Origin of the sequence: Paenibacillus aurantiacus (assembly GCF_042431225.1) — a bacterium.
GTDB lineage: Bacteria > Bacillota > Bacilli > Paenibacillales > Paenibacillaceae > Paenibacillus_Z > Paenibacillus_Z aurantiacus.
The window spans coordinates 219,847-242,874 of the sequence record NZ_JBHMDO010000022.1 but is presented as its reverse complement, the minus strand read 5'-3'; the positions used below and the strand labels follow the sequence as shown (position 1 = coordinate 242,874).

Here is a 23,028-nt window from a genome sequence, read left to right as displayed (position 1 = left end):
TCCTGTCGGACAAAGCTTCAGCGGGCTCCTAAGACATAAGTCCGTCAACTATAGGCCACGGGTCGCTTCACCAGACATTTTTCCTTAACCTGATAGCATTGCCCCTCTCGATGGGGTGTCCAGAGGGACCCGTCCCTCTGGACACCCGGAAGTACCGTGTCTCGTTACGCGGCCGTCTTCGATGTGTCCTTTCGAGGGGAGCACGCTAGTCCTTCGGACTGGCTTTTGTTCGAGCTTCGTTCGTTACGTTTTGCCTTGGAGTGGTATCTGGCAAGGTGCATGCGCTTGATGGGCTTATCCACAACAGAACAGCTGCATAATTCCTAAGACTGCAAAAAACCGAGACCCCGGAGGAGTCTCGGTTACGTAGACCGTTACGCGTGTGGAGCAGCCGTCATCGAGGACGAGCGGCTGCCGCTTCTGCGGTGATGCAAGACATAGTACAGGATCCCCGAGCACGCCACGACGACCCCGCCGATGATGTACATCGCATGATAGCTCGTGTGCGCCGACACCATGCCGAGCACCGAAGAACCCAAACCATAACCGGCATCGAAGAGCAGGAAGAACGTACCGGTCGCAAGACCGCTGCGGTGCGGCTCCGCCGATTGGATCGCAATCGTCTGGAAGCTTGGGAACAGCGCACCGTAGCCAAGGCCGAGCACGCCGCCCATCGCGAGGAACATCGCCAGCGAGTGCGCGCCGCCGAGGCCCACCATGCCGAATGTGAAGAGAACGATGCCCGGATAGACGAGCAAATGCGGCCCGGAGCGATCGTACATTTTGCCGGTGAACGGCCGGGACAGCACGATCATGAGCGCGAACACCATGAAGAAGACGCTCGCGTACGCACTCAAGTCCAGCGACTTGGCGTAGACGGAGAGGAAGGTCGTAATCGCGCCGTAGGAGAACGCGAGCACTGCCCCGGTCAAGCCAATCGGCATGGCGGCCGGCTCGATGAATTGACGCCAGCCCTTTGGCGCCGGTCCCGGCTTGCGAGGCAGACGGGCCGGGATGCGGACGCTCATACCGCAGGCCAGGCCGCACAGCGCAAGGCCGAAGCAGGTGCCGAACAACAGCGAATTCGAGCCTGTCTCCGCGATCATGAGGCCGATGGCTGGACCGCCGACCATAGCCAAGCTCATAAACAAGCTATAATAGCCAACGCCCTCGCCCTTGCGGGCGGCGGGCACAAGGTCCATCGCGATCGCGCCGATCGCCGTCGCGCCCATGCCGAAGCTGATGCCGTGGACGAGTCGAAGCCCCAGCAGCCATGCATAGCTGTCGATCAGCATGTAGAGGCCGCTGCACGCGAAGAACAACCCGAGCGCGATGAGCACGATGGTGCGCCGGTTCACTTCGTCCAGCCACTTCCCGGCGAGCGGCCGGAAGATCAAGCCCGCGACGACAAATACCGTCATGACCGGGCCGATTTGGCTTTGGCCGCCATGCAGCGTGTCGGTGACGAAGATCGGCAGCGTGACTGCCAGAATATAAAATGTCATAAACAAGAAGAAGCTGCTGAAGCATACCGCGACGAAATCGCGGGTCCAGAGCTTCGGCCTTGATTCGAATGCGTTCGGTTCGCTCATGTCGTTATTCCCCCAATTGTTCGATAGTCCTCTCGGCCGCAACCGTCACCTGCTTCAACAGGCGCCGAAGCTGCGCCACATCGTCGGTATTCATCCCGCCGAGCACCGATTGGATGACTTCCTGTTCGATCGGCAGCAGCGTCTCGTTAAGCTCGCGGCCTTTAGGCGTAATATAAGTCAGAAACGATCGCCGATCGGCTTCGTTCGCCTTGCGAACGGCCAAGCCTTTGCGCTCGAGCTGGTCCAAAATGCGCGTAATGTTGGTCTGATCCTTCTCGCTCCTTCTGGCGAGCTCCTTCTGGGTAATGCCATCCTGCTCGTACAGCCGGTTCAACACGCTCCACTGCTCAGTCGTAATCTCGTGCGGCTGGTAACGAAGCGCAAGCAGCAGCGTAAGCCGGCGTCCGGCGTGATTGATAAGGAAACCTAACGAATCATCGATATGCATCTCGCACGCTCCACTCAATTGATTGCTATAGCAATTATATGACCAGCAACTATATTCGTCAACCACCCGCGACGGCACAGCCCCCCCTCAATCGGCAGCGTTGCTTGCTTTAATTGATCACTGATTGAAGGACTGACGCGCTAACGCTTCTACCATCTCCGTCACGTCCGAGCACGGAGCCTCCCCCGTGATATAACCCCGGTGTCGTCACGTTAAGAGTAATCCTGCGGGTGAAAAATCCGCCATCTGCGGTGGATGTGGTCCTTCCTCGCTTAGACTCGCTTAAGCTGACAAGATGCAAATAAATAACCCTAGGGGCAGGATGTCCCTAGGGTTATTGCCGATCGTTTACGCATTAATCTTCGAGCCCGTCAAGCGCCATCCATCTCTCATACAACCGGTCCAACACCTGCTGCTGAGCTTCCCGTTGCTGCCATATCCGCGCAGTCTCCACCGCGTCGCTTGCGACCTGCTCGCTGCCCAGCGTCTCGTCGAGCCGCCGCAGCTGCTCCTCCGCCTGCGCGATGTCGCGCTCCAGCCGCTCGCGCAGCGCCGGATTCGGCTTGGCTCGCCGCTCCGGTCGCCCGGCTGCGCCGCCAGGAACCTCTCCGCTCGGCGGCTGACTGCCCCATGCTTCGGCGTCGGTCGATTGACCGTCCGCTCCGGCGGCAGGAAGGCCGATTTTCGCCCCCGCCTTCGCGTAACCGCCCCCCTCGCCGTTCACCGCGTCGCGGCGGGCGTTCACCGTCGACTTGCCGTCACCTCCCGCGCCGGTCGCCCCGTCCGCCTTCGGCTTGATGTGCGACCTCCCGGGTTCCGCTTCCGCAGCAATACCTTCCACCGCCCCTTGCGCCCCGCGTCTTCCGCGCTCCGCTTCGTAATCATCGTAGCCACCGAGATAAGCGGTAAGCCGCCCCTGCTCCAGCACCCACACCTTCTCCGCCAGCCGGTTGATGAAATACCGGTCGTGCGTAATCGCCAGCAGCGTGCCGGGGTAATCGTCCAGCGCTTCTTCGAGCGCCTCCTTGGAGGCAATATCCATGTGGTTGGTCGGCTCATCTAAGATAAGCACATTCGGCTTCCGCAGGACGAGCAGGGCCAGCCGCAACCGCGTCCACTCTCCGCCGGACAGCTGGCCTACCGACTTGAACACGTCCGCCCCGTAGAACAAGTACTTCGCCAGCCGCGATCGCGCCTCGCCTTCCTCGAGACCGGCTTCCTCCCGGAAATAAGCGAGCACGCTTTGTTTGCCGTCCTTCGGATACTCCTGCTGCGCCAAGTAGCCGACATCGACGCGCGAGCCCCAGCGTAGCGAGCCCGCATCCGCTTGCTCGAGGCCAAGCATAAGCTTGATAAGCGTCGATTTGCCCGCGCCGTTGCCGCCGAGAAGCATGACCCGTTCGCCATATTCCAGCAGCCCCTCCGCGCCGCGCAGCACTTGTTTGTCGCCGTACGCCTTCCGTACGCCCTCGAAATGCAGCACCCGAGAGCCGGACCGGTCCGCCTGCTGCAGGTCGAACGCCGCGCCGCGGCGCTCCAGCACCGGCCGCTTCAGCTTCTCCATCCGATCCAGCGCCTTCTGCATCGACGCCGCCCGCCGGAAGAACTTCTCATTGCCCCCGACACGGCCCCATTCTTCCAGCTGCCGGATCGTCTCCTTCATTTTCTTGATCTGCTTCTGCTGCTCTTGGAATTCCGCGAACTGACGAAGCAAGCGTTCCTCCTTCTCCCGCGCATACCAGGTATAGTTGCCGTGGTAGAGCGTCGTCTCGCCATCCTCGAGATCGATGACCTTGGCGACCACTCGATCGAGGAACGTCCGATCGTGCGAGACGATCAGGCAGGCGCCGTCATATTGCTTCAGGAACGATTCGAGCCACTCGATACCGGACATATCCAGATGATTGGTCGGCTCGTCGAGCAGCAGCAGCTCCGGTCGTTGGATGAGGAGCGCCGCCAGGCCGATCTTCGTTTGCTCCCCGCCGGACAAGGTGCCGAACTTACGTCCATATAGCGCACGGTTAATCCGCAATCCGCCGGCCACCGCGTCGATTCGCGCATCCAGCTCATAGCCGCCGCCTTGCTCGAACTTCTCTTGTGCCTTCGCGTATTGCCGAAGCAGCGCATCCAAGCCGTCCGAGCCCGCGGCATCCGGGTCCGACATGGCCGCTTCGAGCGCCCGCATCTGCTCCCTGCACGCCAGGAGATGCCCGCTACCGGAGGCGAGCGCTTCGTAGACCGTATACATCTCCCACTCCGCCGGGATTTGGGCCAAATAGCCGATGGCTGCGTCTTTGCGCACCGTCAACTGCCCTTCATCCGGCTTCTCTGCTTTGGCGATTAACCGCATGAGCGTCGATTTGCCGCTTCCGTTGCGGCCGACGAGGCCGATTCGCTCCCCGTCGCGGATTTCGAACGTGGCATTCTCCAGCACCAGCTGCGCCCCGTGGTATTTCTTGACTTGTTGGCAATTTATCATCAATGTCATTGTCAGTTCCTCCTAAGTGTAGGGAGAGATCCTGACCTTGAACCTTCATTCGTCTCTGTGGAAAAAAGAGCGCAAAAAGAGCCGCGGGAAAATCCCCCGCGGCTCTTATCCGGACGTACATATCCGCATAAAAGGATCAGGCAGGCATCTTCTCGAATGGTGAGACCGTAAATTTGGACAGACTTCTCCCGTTGTCGGCAAAAGCATGCACATTGCCGCTGATAATTTGTACCAGACGGCTCAAACGATCGTTCACCATTTCGAAATTCATCCTACCTTCACCTCGCTTCCTCTAAATGAGTGCAATAACCCTTTTAATTTATCACAACGATACTGCCCCTGACAACCTTTACCTGCTGCCGTAGAAATTAGGCAGGTAAAGCTTGTTCTTCTCCAGCATCTCGCCGAGCAGCGTCTTGGCGACCGAGACGGAAGGCACGAGCGGATGATGCGCCATCGCCTGCAGCGCAAGCCCGCGGTCGCCGGTAATCGCGGCGTCGATCGCCAGACGCTCGTAAGTCTTCACCGCCTGAATGAGCCCCTTGGTCTGCTCCGGCACGCGCGTGACCGGAAGCGCCAGCGGGCCTTCGCCCGTGACGACGCAATTCACCTCGATACAAGCGTCCGCCGGAAGGAAATCGAGCGTGCGGCCGTTGGCGACGTTCAGCGTCTGGATGTCCCGCTTGTCATTGTGCAGGGAGTCCATCAGATTCACCGCCGCCTCCGAATAATACGCGCCGCCGCGCTGCTCCAGCTGCTTCGGCTTCTCCTTGAGTTCCGGGTCCTGATAGAGCTTGAACAGCTCATCCTCGACCTTCTTCACGACCTCGGCGCGCGTGCCGCTCTTCGCCAGCGCGATCAGCTGCTCCTCGAGCATGGCGTCCTGCATGTAGAAATATTTCAGATAATACGACGGAAGCGCGCCGAGGGACATCAGGAAATCATGGTCCCACTCCGTCGCCGGCACGTTCTTGCCCGAATACTCCTCGCGCTTATCCAGCAGCTCCGGAAGCCGGTTCACGCCATCCACCTCGACCCGAGTAACCCAGTGCAGATGGTTCAGACCGACGAACTCGGTATAGATGCGCTCCGGCGCGGCGTCGTATTTCGTGCTCAGCCACTTCTGCAAGCCGATCGGCGCGTTGCACAACCCGATGCTGCGCACCTTCGAGTAGCGGTTGATCGCCTCCGTCACCATGCCGGCCGGATTCGTGAAGTTGAGCAGCCAGGCGTTCGGGCTCAGCTCCTCGATATCCCGGCATATGTCCAGCAGCACCGGGATCGTCCGCAGCGCCTTCATCATGCCCCCGGGACCGGTCGTCTCCTGGCCAATCACCCCGTGGCCGTTCGGCAAATGCTCATCCCACTTGCGCGCCTCCAGCAAGCCGACGCGCATCTGGGTCGAGACGAAATCGGCGCCTTCGATCGCCGCGCGACGGTCCATCGTCAGATGCACCTCGATCGGAAGGCCCGATTCCGCGACCATCCGCCTCGCCAGTCCGCCGACGATCTCCAGCTTCTGGCGGCCCGCCTCGATATCAACCAGCCACAGCTCCCGGACCGGCAGCTGCGCGTATCGCCGAATGAAGCCTTCGACAATCTCCGGCGTATACGAGGAACCTCCGCCAATTACCGCAATCTTCAATCCCTTTGTCATCGTGTTCACACCCTCTTCGCTTCGATGAGAATCGCGTTGTAATCGGATACCTGCTTCAGCTTCTCGTGCATCTCGGTTGACACCGGCCGCCCGCTGGCTTCGATGGCCAACCATACGGCGCCGACGACCGGCTCGGTCGCCAGCTTCACGACCTTCGCCTTCGGCGCCGCGCCGTTCACGTAAGAGCGGATCGGGTCAATGACGTAAGGCCCTTGGCCGCGCGTCACGATGCTGCCAGCGAGCACGACGTCGAATTCGTCCTCCTGCATGCCGAGTCGGTTAATGACCGCCGCCGCCGCTTTGCCTAGCTCGTCGCCCTGCATGTTCAGCAAGCGCTGCGCTACGGCGTCACCCGCGAGCGCGGCGTCGAAGACGAGCTTCGCGACGTCGAGCGGCACGTAGCATTTGTCATGATCGAGATAATCATCGAACATCGCCTGCACGCTCTCGTAGCCGAGCCGCGCGAGCAGCGGGCCCGTAAGCGACGTCGGCTCTTCGCGGCCGTCCCATGCGCGGATGACGGCCCGGAACGCTTCCTTCGCAAGCGTCCCGCCGCCGGCGAAGTCGCCGAACAGGTAAGAGAAGCCGCCGCATTGGTAGAACTGGCCGGCGGGATTCTGACCCGCGCTGTTCGTGCCGCTGCCGCAGATGAGCACGACGCCGTATGGACGGTCCGTCCCCGCCCGCAGCGCGATGACCGTGTCGCAATTGATGTCATGCTTCGGAAAGCCTAGTCCCGCGATCAGCGGACGCAAAATCTTGTAGTCCGTCTCGCGGTCCGCGCCGGCAAGCCCAAAATACGCGTACTCGATATCCTCGCGAGCAAGCCCCGCTTCCGCAAGAGCAGCTTCGACCGATGCCGTAATATTGGCTTTCGCCTCGTCATAGCTGATTTGGTGGTTGCCGTTGCCGGCTGCGCCTTTGCCGACGATCGCGCCCTGCTCGTCGACGATCAGCGTATACGTCTTGCTCCCGCCGGCGTCCACGCCCAAATAATACTTCACGTCCATCACTCCTTATCTTGGTATACCGCAGCGATCCCGCTTCCTACTCCTTGCGGGCCGTCGAATCCCGGACGATCAGCTGCGGCTCCAGCTGCAGCGTGACATTCTTCTTCGACTCGCCGTTGATGGCATCCAGCAGAAGCCGGGCGCCATGGCGCCCAATCAGCTGCGCCGGCTGCCGGACGGTCGTCAGCTTCGGACGGAATTGCGACGCCAGCTCCTGGTCGTCATAGCCGACGATGGAGACGTCCTGCGGAATACGCAAACCGTTGTTCTTCAGCGCGTCCATCACGCCAAGGGCGATGTGGTCGTCGGAGGCGAACACGGCCGAGGGCAGCTTCCCTTCCGCCAGCCACTTGGAGGCGATGTCGTACCCCGAGTTCACCTCGAACCTTCCCTGCTCAACGGCGAAAGGCGTCAGCCCCGCCTCCTCCATCGCGAACAAGAAGCCGCGCTCGCGCTCGCGGCTGCTGAGGAACAGCTCCGTGCCGCTAATATGCGCGATCTCCTTGTGCCCGAGATCAATGAGATGCTTGGTCGCCTCGTAGCCGCCCTTGAAATTGTCCACGACGACCGAGGTGACCGACGGGTTACGGTGCTGATTGTCGAGCATGACGAACGGAATCCCCTTCTTCTTCAGCTCCAGCACGAACTCGTTCTCCCGTACCGGCGAGAGCAGAATCACGCCGTCCACCCGGTCCTCCTGGAAAATCGCGCCGTGCGCCCCCTCTTCCTTCTCCTTCGTCACCGAGATCGCAAGGAAGTAACCGTGCTCGGCCAGACGGTCGTTGATCTCCTTCACGATAACGTCGAATACGGAGTCGTACAGCGTCGTGAGCGTCAGCCCGATGATGCCCGTCTTGCCCCTGGCCAAGCTGCGTGCCGCGGCATTCGGCTGATAATCCAGCTCCCGCATCGCCTGGAGCACCTTCTCGCGGTTCTTCGGCCGCACCGATTCCGCGTTATTGATGACCCGCGAGACCGTCACGACCGATAGGCCGGAACGTCTTGCGACGTCGAATATGCTTACTTTCACGTCGTTGCCTCCCGCAAACTGGTCCCCCGCAAGGGGCCGGCCATTATCTCTTGTACGTCAAACCGCATCCAAAAGTTTAAACGCTTTAACTTTAATGAGAAATAAAAACGGCCTTCGCTTGTTTCAGCCGCCGACCTTATCCAAAACCTCGCTCAAGTCTGTCTCGTTTTAACAAACGAGCGCTTACCCTGCTCGAAAGTTAATGCGCTTTAACTATTTTCAGTATAGTATGCTTCTTCCGACGCCGCAAGGGGAAAAATGGCACGCGTCAATTGGGGGACCTGATCCTCCAACTGACGCCGGAATCTATGGCACGGGTCCCTACGGACTAAAGACTCGTCCCCGCTGCGCAGGCTTGGTGCCGCTTCGGCGGGAACCCCGCGCCTGCCCATAACCGTTCACCCGCCTATCCACCGTACCGCGCGAGCCATTCCTGCTTCCACGCCTCGTACGATTTGCCTGACACTTCCTCCAGCGTCTTGCCTTCCAGCGAGTAGTTGATCCCCTCTTCGCCCGGCACCGTCACGAACCCGCCAACCGGCTTGTTTCCCGCCATGAAGACGGATACGCTCACCTTGCCCTCGCGAATCGCGCTGCCCGTCGCGGCGTAACGTTCAATGGCGATCGTCTGACCGAAGTAAGCGGACGGATCTACATTTTGCAGCCCCCATTGTTCCATCGTCGGAGACTGCGACAGCAGACGGCCGTTAATAACGTAACGCACGACGCGTCCCTCCTGCTGGACGTTCTGATATCCCTTGCTCTCCAAATACGCAGTCGCTTCGGGCGATCCTTCAGCACCGCCGCCCGAGCAGCCGCCAAGCATCATCGCCAAAGCGATGACGACCACTGCGCCCCATCCTATGCGTTTCATTTCGTTTCCCCATTCCTCTCGTCATGCGCAGCCATGCGGACTGAATATATGGTCCATGCGCTTTGTTACCCTGTACATTCACCAGCCGGTACCGCCATGCTATAGTGGCAGTATGTAGGCGGTCTCCCATGCCGTGCCGGGACTTGTCATTCCCCATTGTACCGAATGCGGGCCGCTAGGTGAAGAGTACGAAATCCGAGTCTGAAGAAGGGGGTACCTCCCATGAAATTGACTAACCCGATCGGCGTCATCGTCGACAGCTTCGGCGTCGGCGTTCGCGAAGGACTGCGCAAGGCCAAAGACGTCGGAGCGGACGGGGTGCAGATCTACGCCGTCTCCGGCGAGATGGATCCGGCCAATCTAGACGCGGCGCGGCGCTTGGAGCTTCGGCGCTTCGTCGAAGAGCAGGGACTTGCCATCAGCGCCTTATGCGGCGACCTGGCCGGCCACGGCTTCCAGGATGCGACGGTCAATCCCGCCAAAGTGGAGAAATCCAAGCGCATTCTCGATCTGGCGCTGGACCTTGGCACGAACATCGTGACGACGCATATCGGCATCGTGCCGGATGACGAGAGCGGTCCGATCTACGCCGCCATGCACGAGGCCTGCGAGGAGCTGGGCCGTTACGCAACGAGTCTCGGCGCGTATTTCGCCATCGAGACCGGTCCCGAGCCTGCCGCGCATTTGAAGCGTTTCCTCGATACGCTCAGCACGAAAGGCGTGTCGGTTAATTTCGACCCCGCCAACTTCGTAATGGTCACCGGCGACGACCCGGTGAAGGGCGTCCATACGCTGAAGGACTACATCGTCCATACGCATGTGAAAGACGGGCGCCGCCTGCGCGAGGTCGACCCCCGCAAAGTGTACGGCTACCTCGGCTACGATGCGATGAGCCACGAGAAAATCGCGGAGATGGCCGCCGGCGGCCGCGATTTCGTCGAGCTTCCGCTAGGAGAAGGCGACGTCGATTTCGCCGGCTACTTCGAGGCGCTTCAGGCCATCGGTTACACCGGCTATCTCACGATCGAACGCGAGGTTGGCGAAGATCCCGCCTTGGATATCCGTAGAGCCGTCACGTTCATCAACCGCTTCAAATAAAAATAACGCTTGCGACTCGCAGCCCGTCGGCATACCCGTGCCGTACGGGCTTTTTTTGCTGCGTGGAAAGCGGATCGCGCTTGCCGGTATTACGAACGACGGTATGAGGAGGCCTGCTCTTTCTTCGTCAGAAAGTCCGGATACGGGGCGCTTGCAAGGGAAAAATATCAGACGGGGGATGAATTCCAGGGAGATTTCAGGGGGATCTCGGAAGACTGCGCGCCGTCATCGGCGAATGTCACGCTAAATTTTCCGTTCCGTACGGCAACTTTCTCCGAATGGTTCTCTCCCTCGCTGGAAACAGTAAGCTTGGGCGGACATTCAGAATACAGGAGGGACCTGCTTTGAATATTTTGCGCGACGAACTGAAGAAATCGAGAAATGGTGGCTACGAGGTCATCATTTACTTAGCGGATGATCAAACCGAGTTCGCGGAAGAGCTCGGCAAAGGCGGCCCGGACAGCGAGACGAAGGCCAGCATCATCAACTACGTCAAGAACAAATATCCGAACCTGAAGGTTACCGTGGCCAAAGTCGTTCTCGGCGGTGTCGTTCTCGGTACGATTCCGCTGGCCGGCGGCGCGGCGCATGCGGCTGCAGCTGGTCCGAAAGACATCGACAAGGCGTCCGGCTTCGCGAAGGAAGCGATCGTGCGTCTGGTCGAGTCCGGCACGATCCAAGGCGACCAGACTGGCGCGTTCAACCCGAAAGGTACGATGACGCGCGACGCGTTCACGTCGATGATCGTCAAGGCGCTCGTGAAGGACGCGGATCTGGCGAACCCGGACACGCCGACGTTCAAAGACGTGCCAAAAACGCACTGGGCTTACAAATACATCGAAACCGCGGTAGCCAAAGGCTTGATCACAGGCACGGGTGACGGCACTTTCGGCCCGACCGGCGAAATTACGCGCGAGCAGCTGGCGACGATTCTTGTTCGTTCGCTGGGACTCTCGGCCGACGATATCAAAGGCCAAGGCGACACGTTGAAGTTCGCGGATAAAGATGCAATCTCGTCCTTCGCCCGGGATTCGGTTGCGTTCGCCGTGAACAACGGCCTGCTGACAGGCATCAACGAATCGACGTTCAACGGCAAAGGCGCCGCTACGCGCGAGCAAGTTGCGGTGGTCGTTGATCGTTACGTGACGAACGTGGATAAGCTGCAAACGGCAGCCGACACGATCAAGAATACTTCGTTCAAAGCGGAAGCGAGCGATACCAATACAATCAAGCTGTCGTTCACGACGGCCGTCGACACGTTCGCTGCTACGGACCTGACCGTCAAGGACAAAGACGGCAAGGACGTCAAAGTCACCAAAGTCACGCTGAGCGACGACAAGAAAACGGCAACCGTCTCGACAGACGCGCTGACAAGCGGCGCTTCTTACACGGTAACGGTAACGAAGGATGCCGTCAAAGGTAGCGCGACGGTCGTAGCGCCTAAGGCAGCTGAGTTCAAAGCAACGCCAACCGGCGCGAAGAAAATCGAAGTGAAATTCGGCGCGGCGATCGATCCGTCGGCCGTGACGTTCACGATCAAGAAGGGAACGCAAACGGTCTCCGTCGCGGATAAAACCGTTTCTGCCGACAAGACAACCGTCGTACTGGAAACGACGACCAAGTTGACCGAAGGCGACTATACAGTCACGGCGACTGGCGCAGCCACAGCAGATCTCACGAGCAAATTCACGGCAGCCAACGAGAAAGTCGATAAGATCGAATTCTTGTCCGATGTGGCCGCACTCGTCGATTTGCCATCCCCGGATGCTGATACGGATATCGATGATATCGCGATACCATATCAAGTGCTGAACCAATACGGCGAGAACATTACGAAGACGACGGACCTGACTTCCAATGGGTTCACGATTAATAAAACCGATGGTCTGGCCACTCTCGCAGGCGACTACAAAGTAGATCAAACAGTACCGTTGACGTTGATTTACAATAACGGCGCAACCGTCCTGACAGCGAACAAAACATTCACGGTCTCGGCCGAAGCCCGCGCTTCCGTTGTTACGACCGACGGCGTGTACAATGTCGATAAGAAGGTTCTTAACGAAGACACCGATCTTTCGACGACGCCGTTCTATATCCTGGTCGACGTGAAGGACCAGTACGGCAAAACGATTACCGATGTTGCTAAGCTTAACGCGCAAGTCCAAGTGCATGAGTCGAACAGCTTGATCGTCGACGTTCCGAATGGAGCGATCACCTCGTCGGCCACGCCGGACAACTTCACGACCGTTACGGTCGATGGCGTAACGAGAACTGCTTTGCAACTTAAGGGTCCGGTGGCCGTAGGCAGCAACATCGTCACGCTGGTAACGACGACTTCCGGCAAAAGCGCAACCACCACGGTTACGGTTGCAGAAGCCGCACGCGTCAACACCATCAATGTTTCGAGCACTACCGAGTTCGTCTCCGCGGGTGAAGCGGCATACTTTACGGTAGACGCCGTCGACAAAGATGGCAACGCGGTGACGAATACGGCGACATTGAACAGCGCAACAAAAGGCGTCAAAGTGACCTATGACGGGAAGGCAGTCGATAATCCATTCGTCTTCAAAGACGGTGCTGTTCAACTCCGCATTCCTGGCGACCTTGTTAAGGTCCAAAGCGAGACTTCCACTTCCGAAACGAAGTCGCTTGTGCTCATGACCGCGACGAACAGTGTCAAAACAGCGACGGTTCAAGTTCGCCAAGCGGCCAAACCGGCAAGCGTCAATGGCTTAAAAACCACTTACAGCAAAACGTTCAAAACGGACCAAACCGGTATCGAGCTTAGCTACACGGACCTGCTTGTTCAGGATCAGCACGGCAGGATCATGAGCGATGCCGCCGTCGCGGCTTGGCTTGAAGACGGCGGATCGATTACGATCACGGAAGCTACGACCGATGCGCTGTCCGCGGATAAAGCGAACAATGCCGTCAACTTCACAACGAGCACCATTGACAAGACCAATAAGAAAATCACTTTCGATACTTCCGGCAAGAATACGACGGAGAAAGTTACATTCGCGCTTTCCGGCGTGAATAATAGTTCGGCGGACGTTACGTTCCGTACAACGAACGGCTCGGAGTACACCTCTTTCACAGCCGATACGATCGGAACGGTTTATGACGAGAAGGGCGCAGGCCAAGCCGACAACGACGCCTACGATAAAGTCGTTAAAGTATATGGAGTTCTGGCGGACGGCAGCAAGGTCTTGCTGGATAACACCGAGTATACCGTAACTGCACCGACCAACAATACCGTTAATAACGACGTTTCCAAAGACGGTATATTCGATGTCTCTTCCGCGCTAGCCTACGGCGATGCAACGGATCTCAAAGTGCCGGTGGAAATCACGGTTAGCGCCAAACCGGATGCGCCAATCAAACAAACCGTCACGTTCTCCAAGGCAGCGCCGAAAGTCGTATCGTTCGACCTCTTGGTTAACGACGTGGCTCAAACTTCGATTAACTTCGATAAAGCCAGCGACTTTACGATTGACTCCTTGATTCAAGGTACGAATACGGACGAAATGAGCATCGTCGTCACGGACCAATACGGCGTCAAAACGCCGGCAACCGTTGGCGAGCATGGGGCGATCACGTTTGCTGATGGATCAACCTTCAGCGTTCCGAGCGTTCTCGTCTCCAAAGTCAGCGGCGACTTTACGGTGAAGAGCAACGGCTCTGCCGCTAACATGAAGATCGACAAGAGCCAGCTGAAAGTTGGCGATGCGTTCGATGTCACGATTAGTTATGTAGGCGGCGTGACCAAAACGTATCGTGTGACGGTTGCAACCGACTCGACTCCTGCACCGGTACCGGCTCCGGCTCCTGCTCCTGCTCCATAAGAAACAAATCTAGAAACCCGAGCAATCGGGTTTCTTTTTTTACCCACGAACCTCCCGTTTCTCTAACGAATACCATGGATACCAGCCCAGAAACATGCAGGAGGTACCCATGTACAACAAACATTTTCACCAGTACCCCGTCTATCCCTACTACGCCACCGAATCTCAAACGACCGAGCAGCCCCTCGCCTTCCCCCCGCAGCATCAAAACAAACAGCCGGGGTTAGAATATCTAATGAACCCTCGCCCGATCGTCGAGAATCCTTCGTACAAAGGCAGCGGCAAGCTGCTCGGCAAAACGGCGATCATCTCCGGCGGCGACAGCGGCATCGGCCGGGCGACAGCCATCGCGTTCGCCAAGGAAGGCGCGCGCGTCGTCATCGTCTATCTCGACGAGCATCGCGACGCGGAAGAGACGCGCACCCGCATCGAGCAGCTCGGCGGACGCTGCGTCCTGCTGGCGACCGATCTGCGGCTGAAGGCCAACAATTACGCCGCGGTATACACGGCTCTTCGCACGTTCGGCTGCCTCGATATCGTCGTGAACAACCTCGGCGTGCAATATCCCCAGGAAAGTATTCTGGATATCTCCGAGGAGCAGCTCAGCCATACCTTCCAGACGAACTTCTTCTCCTTGTTCTTCATGACGCAAGCCGCGCTGCCGCACCTAAAGGACGGCGCGTCCATCATTAATACGGCATCCATTACCGCCTACGCGGGCGAGAAGACGCTGATCGACTACTCCGCCACCAAAGGCGCGATCGTCTCGTTCACGCGCTCGATGGCCTTGAACCTCGCCGACAAAGGCATTCGCGTTAACGCGGTGGCGCCGGGACCGATCTGGACGCCGCTTATTCCGTCGAGCTTCTCCGCCGAACGCGTCGCGACCTTCGGCACCGATACCCCGATGAAACGGGCTGGTCAGCCTTTCGAGCTCGCACCCGCATATGTCTATTTGGCCAGCGAGGATTCGCGGTATGTGAGCGGAGAGACGATGCACGTCAACGGCGGAGGGTTCGTCTCGGGCTAGCGCTTCGCGCGAACGCCGAAACGGGATGCTCCCCCGAAGGAGCACCCCGCTCTTTGCCTGCAGCATACGATGCCGCGATGTCAACAAACCAATGTGTTAAGCCAAACCGCGAAGCGCCCTCGTCGACTCCTTGACGGCTTCCTTCGCGAGAATGTACATTGCGCAGCTCCAGCCCAGCGGGTTGTTCGGATTCGGCTCCGACGTGCCGCTGTAGTACAGCTCCGGCAGCTTGCCCGGTTCTAGCATGACCGCTTCCGTGCGCCGGACATATTCTGCCGCCTCGGCCGGATTGCCCAGCTCCCGATGGCAGAGCGCCAGCCACGGCAGTCCGAAGGTCCACTCCGCCTCCGTGCCATAGTAGAACGACATCGGCATGCCCCGTCCATGCTCCCGCTCGAGCGTGCTGTAATAGCTGTCTCCCTCGTACCGGATTACGCCCCGCTCCCGCAGCAAGCGCTTCTCGACGTTGCGCACGATCGTCTCGCCGAGCACGCCCGTGAACAGCCGGTACGGATAGACGAGGCTGAGCTGCGCCAAATCGGCCGGTTTGTCATGGCTCTCGCGCGGGAACAGCCCCATCAGCGAGCGAAGCCCCGCCTGGATGGCTTCCTCCGGCACGTGCACCATCCGTTCCACCGCCTTGAGACCGGCCACGCAGGCACCAACCGAGGAAGCGTGCACCTCGCGCCATTCCTCCCACATGCCGTTATCCGGATCATGCCAGTATTCTACATTGCACAAGTAATACACGAGCTTTTGCACGATCTCCCGATCCTTCTTGTCCCGAAGCATCTTCTTCCCGCGCTCCGCCCCTTGCCCAAGGCCGAACAGGAACGCGCCGATCATGTCGTGTTGGATATGGCCCCATTCCTCATGGATTTCCCGAACGTCTTCATAAGAATAGCGGGCATGCAAATACTCCCATTCCCACTGCGGCTTCTGCTTGCACAGAATATCCAGCTTCCATTCGTATTCCCGGAACAGATCAAGCAGCCGATAATACGTCTGCTCGTATTCCTTGGTCGGCTTATCGAGATAAGGCAGCGCCATATAAACGCAGTCGCGGATCCACACATATTTGTAGTCGTTCGACGGACTCGCCACATACAAGCCATGCGGCAATCGCAGCTGTTCCAGCACTCGGTAACTTTCGGACAACATAACCGATCCCTCCTCCAAGTAGTACGAAACGACCCAATTAGAGTTCATCTCTCTGTTATCCAGTGTGACCCGAATCTAGCAGAAACAAACGGTTGCTGATCCGTTTTTATAGACTATGCGCTATGTTCGGAAAGGGTGCGCTTACAGCGGGAGACGCATGGCGGGCATACGCTGCCCGGCCGGACATCCGCCTAGCAGCACACACTCCAAGGCTCGTCCGCGCGCGCATGCCCAAAAAGCCCTCAATTCCGCGCGGCACGCGGGAATGAGGGCTGTTCTATTGGCGTCCGAAAGGGAGCTGTTCGGATATTTCCACCGGCAGGAAATACATCTGCGCCCATTTTGCGCATTGCGACCTGCCGTGACCTGCCGTGAACCTAACCGAGTCTTCCCGCGGCCTTATCTGCGCAGCGTCAGGACGGAAGCGATACGCGCCGCAGGATCGTCGTCTACATCCGGCGATGGGGCGCACGGGCGAGCTTCCCGGCTACTGTCCGGTTCCCGTCGCGGCCGCGACGAAGTCATCGAACGGCCGCTCCTCTGGCGGCGGACCCGCGACCTTGTCATAGACATCCGTCGTCAGCTGGCCGATGCGCTCCCAGTTGTATCGGGTCGCCACTTTATGCGAGGCCTTCCTCGCCATCGCTCGGGCCATATCTTCGAACTCTAGCATTTTGACGATATGAGAGGCGAGCGACCGCACATCGCCCGGCAGAACGGTGAAGCCGTCCACGCCATGCTGGATGATCTCCTGGAAGCCGCCCGTCCCGGAGACGATGATCGGCGTGCCCGAAGCCATCGCCTCGAGCGCCACGATGCCGAACGGTTCATACAGGCTCGGGAAGACCGCCGCGGACGCGACGCGCAGCAGCTCGTTGCGCATGCGATCGTCGGCGTAGCCGACGAATTCCACCTTGCCCCGCGCGATGAGCGGACCCGCCAACTGACGCAGCTGCTCCTGCATCGGCCCTTGACCGGCAATGACGAACTTCGCGTCCGGGCATCCGGCGAGCACCTGCTCCGCGCTCTCGATCAGCACGTGAACGCCCTTCTCCCGGACGAGCCGGCCGATGAACAGCACGATGCGCTCATGCGGCAGCGCGTAACGCGAATGAATGTCCGCCGCGTTGTGCTCGACGCGGACGACCGCGGCGGTCTCGACGCCGTTCGGAATCATGTCGATTTTGTCCGGCGGCAGCTCGAACAACCGAGTCACTTCCTCGCGCATATAGTCGCTGCAAACGATGACGCGCCACGCTTCGTATGTCAGCTGCCATTCCAGCGCGTGAATGCGATGCTGCAGCTCATTGTGCAGACCATGGTTGCGCCCGTGCTCGGTGGCATGAATCGTGGCGACGAGCGGCAGCCCGTGGCGATGCTTCAGCGTCTTGGCCGCCTCGCCGACGATCCAATCATGCGCATGGACAAGATCGAACGGGCCATAGTGCGCGATCAAACCGCCCGCATACGAAGCCATGGCCAAATTCAGCTGGAACACCCATTCCATAAACGAGATATTTTGCCGCTGATAGGCCGCTATCCGATGAACATGTACGCCCTGGTTGACCTCGTAGGCCGGATATCCCTCCACGTGCGAAGTGATGACGTGCACCTCCACCTGCTGCTCCGCCAGCATGCGCGACAGATCGAACACGTGGCGCGACAAGCCGCCCACGATCATCGGCGGATACTCCCACGAGAGCATCAGCACGCGGCGCCTGCCGGCAAGCTGGCGCGGCAGCCCCGTTCCTTCCTTCGCCGCCGGCAGCTTGGAGCGGTAGATCCGATAATCGAGATCGGGACTTATGGCATCGCGCGCTTCGACCTCCCGGAGCCATGTTTCGTCCACCGTGCCCCGCAGCAGATCCCGGTATAGCCGACGGAACCGGACGATATGGTTCTTGGTCCGCTTCAGCGCGTAATCCACCATCGTCCCGGCATCCATGATGAACGCCCAGTCGCTGCTCTGCGCCAGCATCAGCTCGCGCGCCGCCTGGTTGAGCGCCTTCCGCTTGCTGCCCGTGGCATCCGGAAGACGGTCGGCCAGCTCGATCATCTGCTCCTCCATCCGGTGCAGATGACGGTAGATCCACGCATTGCTTTGGCCGAGCCATACCTCGCCGAAGCCCGCGCGGCCCCAGCTCGCGAACGACAGCTCCGCCTGCTGATTTTCCGGATACTCGGCCAAATATTCGACCGGCGTGATCATTTTGAACGTCGATTGGTCAAAGTGGATTTTCCGGCACAAATATTCGATGAACATCGGTCCCTCATGCCACCAGTGACCGAACAGCTCGGCATCGTACGACGCGGTCACGAGCGGCTTGCGCGGCATATGCGCGCTCAGATGCTCGATCTGCTTCTCGCGGTTGAACATGAAGTGACTGGCATGACGGGCGGCCTTCTCCGCCGCCCACTCGGGATTGTACGGCTCCTTCGGCTGACCATCGCCGGTGATTCGGTAATATTTGATCCCCGTATTCAGCCGCACGCCGGAGGGATGCATAAACGGCTTCAAATACGCTTCGTCCAGATCGTACCCGATATCCCGGTAATATTCGCGGTAGTCGTGATCGCCCGGATATCCATCGAGCGAGCTCCAGACTTGCCGACTCGTCTCCTGATCCCGCGCGAACGCGGCAACGCCGCTCGGCGTAACGACCGGTCCGTACGCGCCGAATTCCGGCTTCGGGCGGGCATGGAGCACATGGTGCGTATCGGTCATGAAGAAATCCAGCCCGTAATCCTTGAGAATCCGGTCCAACCCTTCGACGTATCCGCATTCCGGCAGCCAAATGCCCCGCGGCGCTCTCCCCAGGCTCGACGTATGGATGCGCACCGCGTTATCGATCTGCGCGCGGAGCGCCTGCTCCGTCCGGACGTAAGGCAGGAACGCGTGCGTCGCCGAGCAGGTGATGAGTTCCACGTACCCGGCCGCTTGGAACCGTTCGAAAGCCCGAATCAGATTGCAGCCGTACGTCTGCGTGAACAGCTGCTTGATATGTACGAATTGCGCGGCATACCCGCGGGCAAGCGGAAGGAGCGCCTCATCGTCCTTCAGCCTCTCGCATTCCGCGGCCGCCAGCGCGATCAAATTATCGAGATGTTGCACGTACCGCTCTTGGAGAAGCGGTTTGGCCAGCATGGTGAGCAAGGTTGGCGTCAGCGACATCGTCACGCGAAAATCGACCCCGTCCCGATCCAGACGATCGAACGCCTCGAGCAGGGGGATATACGTTTCCGTCATCGCTTCGAACAACCAGCGCTCTTCTATATAATTGTCGCTCTCCGGATGATAAACGAAAGGCAGATGTGCGTGCAGGACGAGAGACAAATAACCTTTGGCCAACAGAACCCCTCCTAATTAAACGTTCACGAGAAGCGAAACGAACTTCGTAAGCAAGCGGTTATGCGTGATCTTGCCCGGATGATGTGCCTATCCTAATCCAGATCCGCCTGCGCCGACAACGAATAGCCGTTGAAGAATGGCTGCCACGATGTTTGCGGCTCTATTGCCTGCGACACTTCCATCCGTACCCAGCGCGATTCGCCCTCCCGCTGCTCCTCGCGCGGCGGCGTCTGGACCGAATTGGAGCGCAGCAGCGTAATAAAGCGCCCGTCCAGCGCGACGGTGCCGTAATCGATCACGTACGAGCAGGCCGGCGCCACACCGTTGACGAACCAATTGTTGGCCTCCTGGGTCACGTCGAAATCCCAATACCGGTTGAAGTTGTCCCCTTTGAAGTGAACGAACGACACATCGTACACGCGCAGCCGCTTCGGCAGCACGCTCCAGCTGCAGCCGAAATGCGACTCGACCATGCCGATGAGCTCCGGCGTCAGCTCCCAGTAAACATATAGCGATTCCGCATCCCGCGGCATCGCGACCAGCCGGTCCAATTCGTAGCGCTCATCCAGCAGCGCGTAATCGTCCACCTCCGGCGGAGCGGGCGTTAACGCACGGCTTGCCTGCGACTTGCGGTAGTTGGTCAGCTGATACCGGAGCCTCCCGACCGGTATGCCTAACTGCTCCGCGATTTCCTTTTGCGTTTTGCCTGCTTCAAGCAGTGCCAGGATCGTTGTCATGTCCAAGCTAAGTCCCCCCGGGTAATGGATTTGCGGCGTGCGAATCGGTAAAGCCACAACAGCATGCTTCACAGTTTACATGACACCAAATGGAATGTCTGCCGAAAACGGTCTTAGAGTTTTTATGTTTTTTTGTAGATTTATTTAAGGGTTCTAAAAGCGGAAAAGAGCGGCTTTAGAGACCTATTATCATTTCTTAACCCATTTATTAACGATGAGAGTCAACATGTCCATTTTTTGAGGTTTTATTCGACAGCAGAGCCGAAAGGACAACCTGTTGAAAATCGACAATTTGCCCGCTTTCCGCGTCAAGGGGTCGACATCCGCGCACCTAATAGCGCACGCAGAGAGCCTTCGCGCAAGGACTGCAAGATTATGGCATGACCGGACGGATAAGACGACCTGACCATCAACTTGGCCGCCAGCCCGGCGCCGTTGGCGATAGCGACCTGGAGAAGGTCACTATCGCAATGCTCCATTCGTCTTCTGCCACCGTTAATGATGTGGAGGTCACTATCGCTCCACCCCATGCGCTCTCCGCCGCCGTTAATGACCTGGAAGTCACTATCGCTCCACCCCATGCGCTCTCCGCCGCCGTTAAGGACCTGGAAGTCACTATCGTTCCACCCCATGCACTCTTCGCCGTTGTTAAGGACCTGGAGGTCACTATCGCTCCACTACATGCGCTCTCCGCCGCCGTTAATGACCTGGAAGTCACTATCGTTCCACCCCATGCACTCTTCGCCGCCGTTAATGACCTGGAGGTCACTATCGCTCCACCCCATGCGCTCTCCGCCGCCGTTAAGGACCTGGAAGTCACTATCGCTCCACCCCATGCGCTCTCCGCCGCCGTTAAGGACCTGGAAGTCACTATCGTTCCACCCCATGCACTCTTCGCCGCCGTTAATGACCTGGAAGTCACCCCATGCACTCTTCGCCGCCGTTAATGACCTGGAAGTCATTATCGCTCCACCCCATGCACTCTTCGCCACCGTTAATGACCTGGAAGTCGCTATCGCTCCACTACGTGACCTTCTGCCGCCGTTAGCGACCTGGGAGTCGCTATCGCTCCACTCCGTGACCTTCTGCCGCCGTTAGCGACCTGGGAGTCGCTATCGCTCCACTCCGTGCACCTTCTGCCTCCGATAGCGACCAGAGGTAAACTATCGCATTGCTCCGAGCACTCTCCGCCACCGTCAGTGCCCTCAACACTTCCGCCGCATCAAAAGACCGCCGGAGATCCTCTCCGGCGGTCTTTCTCGTTGTCCATATCGTGTCCGCTACTCGCCCCGAGACGCGCAATCCAACCGCTCAGGACTGCCCTAGACGCCAACAAGGAAGCTGACAACGTCGTCGAAAGCGGGCCTGACATGCATCGGCCGGTTTCATTGCTCTAGCTGCCCGATCGCGCACGGACTGGATTCATTCGCCGGTCGAGGACGAAGAGCACCCGCCTTCTACCTGCGCACGATCCCGCTATTTCTCCGCCGTCTGCGTCCCGAGCGACTGCCGATACTCCGTTGGCGTGACCGCGTACTTCTTGCGGAACACTTGCGAGAAGTGGCGCATGTCATGGTAGCCGATGCGCTCGCACACCTCCGCCAGCTTCAGCTTCGGGTTCTGCAGCAGCTGCTTCGCCTGCTCCAGCCGCAGCTGGATCACGTATTCCTTGAAGCCGCTGCCCGTCTTCTGCTTGAACAGCTGGCTGAAGTAGACCGGATTCAAGTAGACGACGGACGCCACCTTCTCGAGCGACAGATCGGCATGATAGTTGGTCTTCATATATTGAAGCGCCACCTCGATCGCGCGATCGCCGCCGCCGGCCACCTGCTCGTAGACCTGGGTGGACGACGCCTGCCGCATGCGGCGCACCTCAGCCGGCACGTCCTGCACGTCCGCGATGATGCCCGAGTGCATAATCTGGAACGGCACCTTCAAATAGCGGCCGAGATGGCTGCGCAGCTCATCCACGAGCGCGTTCAGCTGCTCGCCTTCCCGCGGCGTGACGAGACCTAGCAGGCTTTTACCGTCGAAGGTCGTGACGAAGCCGGTGCCGAATTTGCCGATCAGCTCGCCCAGCACGTTCTCGATAATGAAATGCTCGAGGTGAACGATTTTGTCGCTCTCCATCTTGACCATCACCAGCTGAAAATGCGGGTGGTTCTCCATGAACGAGCCCATGTCAATGCCGCCGATGTCGAGTCCGGACGCCAAGCGCTGGAAGACGGCCTCCCGCAGAAACTTCCGGCTCCGCCGCAGCTGCTCCGCCTCCTCGGTCTGCTCCGTCTCGGCCGCCACCTCGGCGGTCAGCTTCTCGATCATGGCGACAAGCACTTCTTTGCCGATTGGCTTCAGCAAATAATCTTTGGCCCCCAGGCGTACCGCTTCCTGCGCGTAGGCGAATTCCGAATAAGCGGAGATGACGACCCACTTGATATGCGGGTACAGCTTGGCGGAGAGATTCATCAGCTCAAGCCCCGTCATCCCGGGCATGAGAATATCGGTCAGCACGATATGAATGCGGTGCCGGCGCAACAGCGCCGCCGCCTCTTCCGGATTCGCGGCCAAATGAAGCGTGTGTTCGGGAAAGCGGTTATGCAGCGTGCGCATAATACCTTCGCGGATCACCGTCTCGTCGTCCACAATAAGAATATCCATCAATCGAACCACCTTTCTTAAAATACAAGCGGTATATGTTTCACGCATATA

At 59.0% G+C, this 23,028-nt stretch carries 16 protein-coding genes; 3 read left to right on the top strand and 13 right to left on the bottom strand.

Going from position 1 to position 23,028, the window contains the following annotated elements; all coding sequences use genetic code 11:
* Positions 1-374: 374 nt before the first annotated feature.
* From ACFFSY_RS12710 to ACFFSY_RS12675, 8 genes are all read right to left on the bottom strand, one after another.
* On the bottom strand, positions 375-1,592 hold the full coding sequence (locus ACFFSY_RS12710) for an MFS transporter (protein ID WP_377494391.1): 1,218 nt from the start codon (positions 1,590-1,592) through the stop codon (positions 375-377).
* Positions 1,593-1,596: 4 nt separating this feature from the next.
* Entirely contained in the window at positions 1,597-2,040 is a 444-nt protein-coding gene (locus ACFFSY_RS12705) for a MarR family winged helix-turn-helix transcriptional regulator (protein WP_377494389.1), read from the bottom strand.
* 355 nt (positions 2,041-2,395) lie between these two features.
* On the bottom strand, positions 2,396-4,528 hold the full coding sequence (gene abc-f / locus ACFFSY_RS12700; RefSeq protein ID WP_377494387.1) for a ribosomal protection-like ABC-F family protein: 2,133 nt from the start codon (positions 4,526-4,528) through the stop codon (positions 2,396-2,398).
* A gap of 136 nt (positions 4,529-4,664) precedes the next feature.
* A complete protein-coding gene (locus ACFFSY_RS12695) occupies positions 4,665-4,799 on the bottom strand; it encodes a hypothetical protein (RefSeq protein ID WP_377494385.1) in 135 nt (44 codons plus the stop codon).
* A 78-nt stretch (positions 4,800-4,877) separates the two neighbouring features.
* Positions 4,878-6,185 carry a 6-phospho-beta-glucosidase gene (locus tag ACFFSY_RS12690; protein ID WP_377494383.1) on the bottom strand — a complete coding sequence of 436 codons (1,308 nt, stop codon included), beginning with the start codon at positions 6,183-6,185 and terminating at the stop codon, positions 4,878-4,880.
* A 5-nt stretch (positions 6,186-6,190) separates the two neighbouring features.
* Positions 6,191-7,189: an N-acetylglucosamine kinase gene (locus ACFFSY_RS12685; protein ID WP_377494381.1), complete on the bottom strand. Its 999-nt coding sequence runs from the start codon at positions 7,187-7,189 to the stop codon at positions 6,191-6,193.
* 43 nt (positions 7,190-7,232) lie between these two features.
* A complete protein-coding gene (locus ACFFSY_RS12680; RefSeq protein WP_377494379.1) occupies positions 7,233-8,225 on the bottom strand; it encodes a LacI family DNA-binding transcriptional regulator in 993 nt (330 codons plus the stop codon).
* A gap of 406 nt (positions 8,226-8,631) precedes the next feature.
* Positions 8,632-9,099 (bottom strand): hypothetical protein, encoded by a 468-nt coding sequence (locus tag ACFFSY_RS12675; RefSeq protein ID WP_377494377.1) that lies wholly within the window; start codon positions 9,097-9,099, stop codon positions 8,632-8,634.
* A 222-nt stretch (positions 9,100-9,321) separates the two neighbouring features.
* Between ACFFSY_RS12675 and ACFFSY_RS12670 the strand changes: the two genes are divergently transcribed.
* From ACFFSY_RS12670 to ACFFSY_RS12660, 3 genes are all read left to right on the top strand, one after another.
* Complete coding sequence (locus tag ACFFSY_RS12670) at positions 9,322-10,197, top strand: sugar phosphate isomerase/epimerase family protein (protein WP_377494375.1); 876 nt, start codon at positions 9,322-9,324, stop codon at positions 10,195-10,197.
* Positions 10,198-10,541: 344 nt separating this feature from the next.
* On the top strand, positions 10,542-14,042 hold the full coding sequence (locus tag ACFFSY_RS12665; protein ID WP_377494373.1) for an S-layer homology domain-containing protein: 3,501 nt from the start codon (positions 10,542-10,544) through the stop codon (positions 14,040-14,042).
* A gap of 109 nt (positions 14,043-14,151) precedes the next feature.
* On the top strand, positions 14,152-15,072 hold the full coding sequence (locus ACFFSY_RS12660; protein ID WP_377494371.1) for an SDR family oxidoreductase: 921 nt from the start codon (positions 14,152-14,154) through the stop codon (positions 15,070-15,072).
* A 96-nt stretch (positions 15,073-15,168) separates the two neighbouring features.
* On the opposite strand, the gene ACFFSY_RS12655 is transcribed toward ACFFSY_RS12660, so the two are convergent.
* The 5 genes from ACFFSY_RS12655 to ACFFSY_RS12635 all read right to left on the bottom strand — a co-directional run bounded on the left by ACFFSY_RS12655 (position 15,169) and on the right by ACFFSY_RS12635 (position 22,977).
* Entirely contained in the window at positions 15,169-16,233 is a 1,065-nt protein-coding gene (locus ACFFSY_RS12655) for a glycoside hydrolase family 15 protein (RefSeq protein WP_377494369.1), read from the bottom strand.
* A gap of 487 nt (positions 16,234-16,720) precedes the next feature.
* Positions 16,721-19,582, bottom strand: coding sequence for a 1,4-alpha-glucan branching protein domain-containing protein (locus tag ACFFSY_RS12650; RefSeq protein WP_377494367.1), 2,862 nt, complete (start codon positions 19,580-19,582; stop codon positions 16,721-16,723).
* 92 nt (positions 19,583-19,674) lie between these two features.
* Entirely contained in the window at positions 19,675-20,319 is a 645-nt protein-coding gene (locus ACFFSY_RS12645; RefSeq protein WP_377494949.1) for a DUF4912 domain-containing protein, read from the bottom strand.
* Positions 20,320-20,996: 677 nt separating this feature from the next.
* Complete coding sequence (locus tag ACFFSY_RS12640; protein WP_377494365.1) at positions 20,997-21,281, bottom strand: hypothetical protein; 285 nt, start codon at positions 21,279-21,281, stop codon at positions 20,997-20,999.
* 514 nt (positions 21,282-21,795) lie between these two features.
* On the bottom strand, positions 21,796-22,977 hold the full coding sequence (locus ACFFSY_RS12635) for a response regulator (RefSeq protein ID WP_377494363.1): 1,182 nt from the start codon (positions 22,975-22,977) through the stop codon (positions 21,796-21,798).
* Positions 22,978-23,028 lie beyond the last annotated feature (51 nt).

Excerpts from the sequence above, each read along its gene's own strand:
- ACFFSY_RS12710 (WP_377494391.1), bottom strand. The coding sequence starts at position 1,592 with ATGAGCGAACCGAACGCATTCGAATCAAGGCCGAAGCTCTGGACCCGC.
- ACFFSY_RS12705 (WP_377494389.1), bottom strand. The coding sequence starts at position 2,040 with ATGCATATCGATGATTCGTTAGGTTTCCTTATCAATCACGCCGGACGC.
- abc-f (WP_377494387.1), bottom strand. The coding sequence starts at position 4,528 with ATGACATTGATGATAAATTGCCAACAAGTCAAGAAATACCACGGGGCG.
- ACFFSY_RS12695 (WP_377494385.1), bottom strand. The coding sequence starts at position 4,799 with ATGAATTTCGAAATGGTGAACGATCGTTTGAGCCGTCTGGTACAAATT.
- ACFFSY_RS12690 (WP_377494383.1), bottom strand. The coding sequence starts at position 6,185 with ATGACAAAGGGATTGAAGATTGCGGTAATTGGCGGAGGTTCCTCGTAT.
- ACFFSY_RS12675 (WP_377494377.1), bottom strand. The coding sequence starts at position 9,099 with ATGAAACGCATAGGATGGGGCGCAGTGGTCGTCATCGCTTTGGCGATG.
- ACFFSY_RS12670 (WP_377494375.1), top strand. The coding sequence starts at position 9,322 with ATGAAATTGACTAACCCGATCGGCGTCATCGTCGACAGCTTCGGCGTC.
- ACFFSY_RS12660 (WP_377494371.1), top strand. The coding sequence starts at position 14,152 with ATGTACAACAAACATTTTCACCAGTACCCCGTCTATCCCTACTACGCC.
- ACFFSY_RS12655 (WP_377494369.1), bottom strand. The coding sequence starts at position 16,233 with ATGTTGTCCGAAAGTTACCGAGTGCTGGAACAGCTGCGATTGCCGCAT.
- ACFFSY_RS12645 (WP_377494949.1), bottom strand. The coding sequence starts at position 20,319 with ATGACAACGATCCTGGCACTGCTTGAAGCAGGCAAAACGCAAAAGGAA.
- ACFFSY_RS12640 (WP_377494365.1), bottom strand. The coding sequence starts at position 21,281 with ATGACTTCCAGGTCATTAACGGCGGCGAAGAGTGCATGGGGTGACTTC.
- ACFFSY_RS12635 (WP_377494363.1), bottom strand. The coding sequence starts at position 22,977 with ATGGATATTCTTATTGTGGACGACGAGACGGTGATCCGCGAAGGTATT.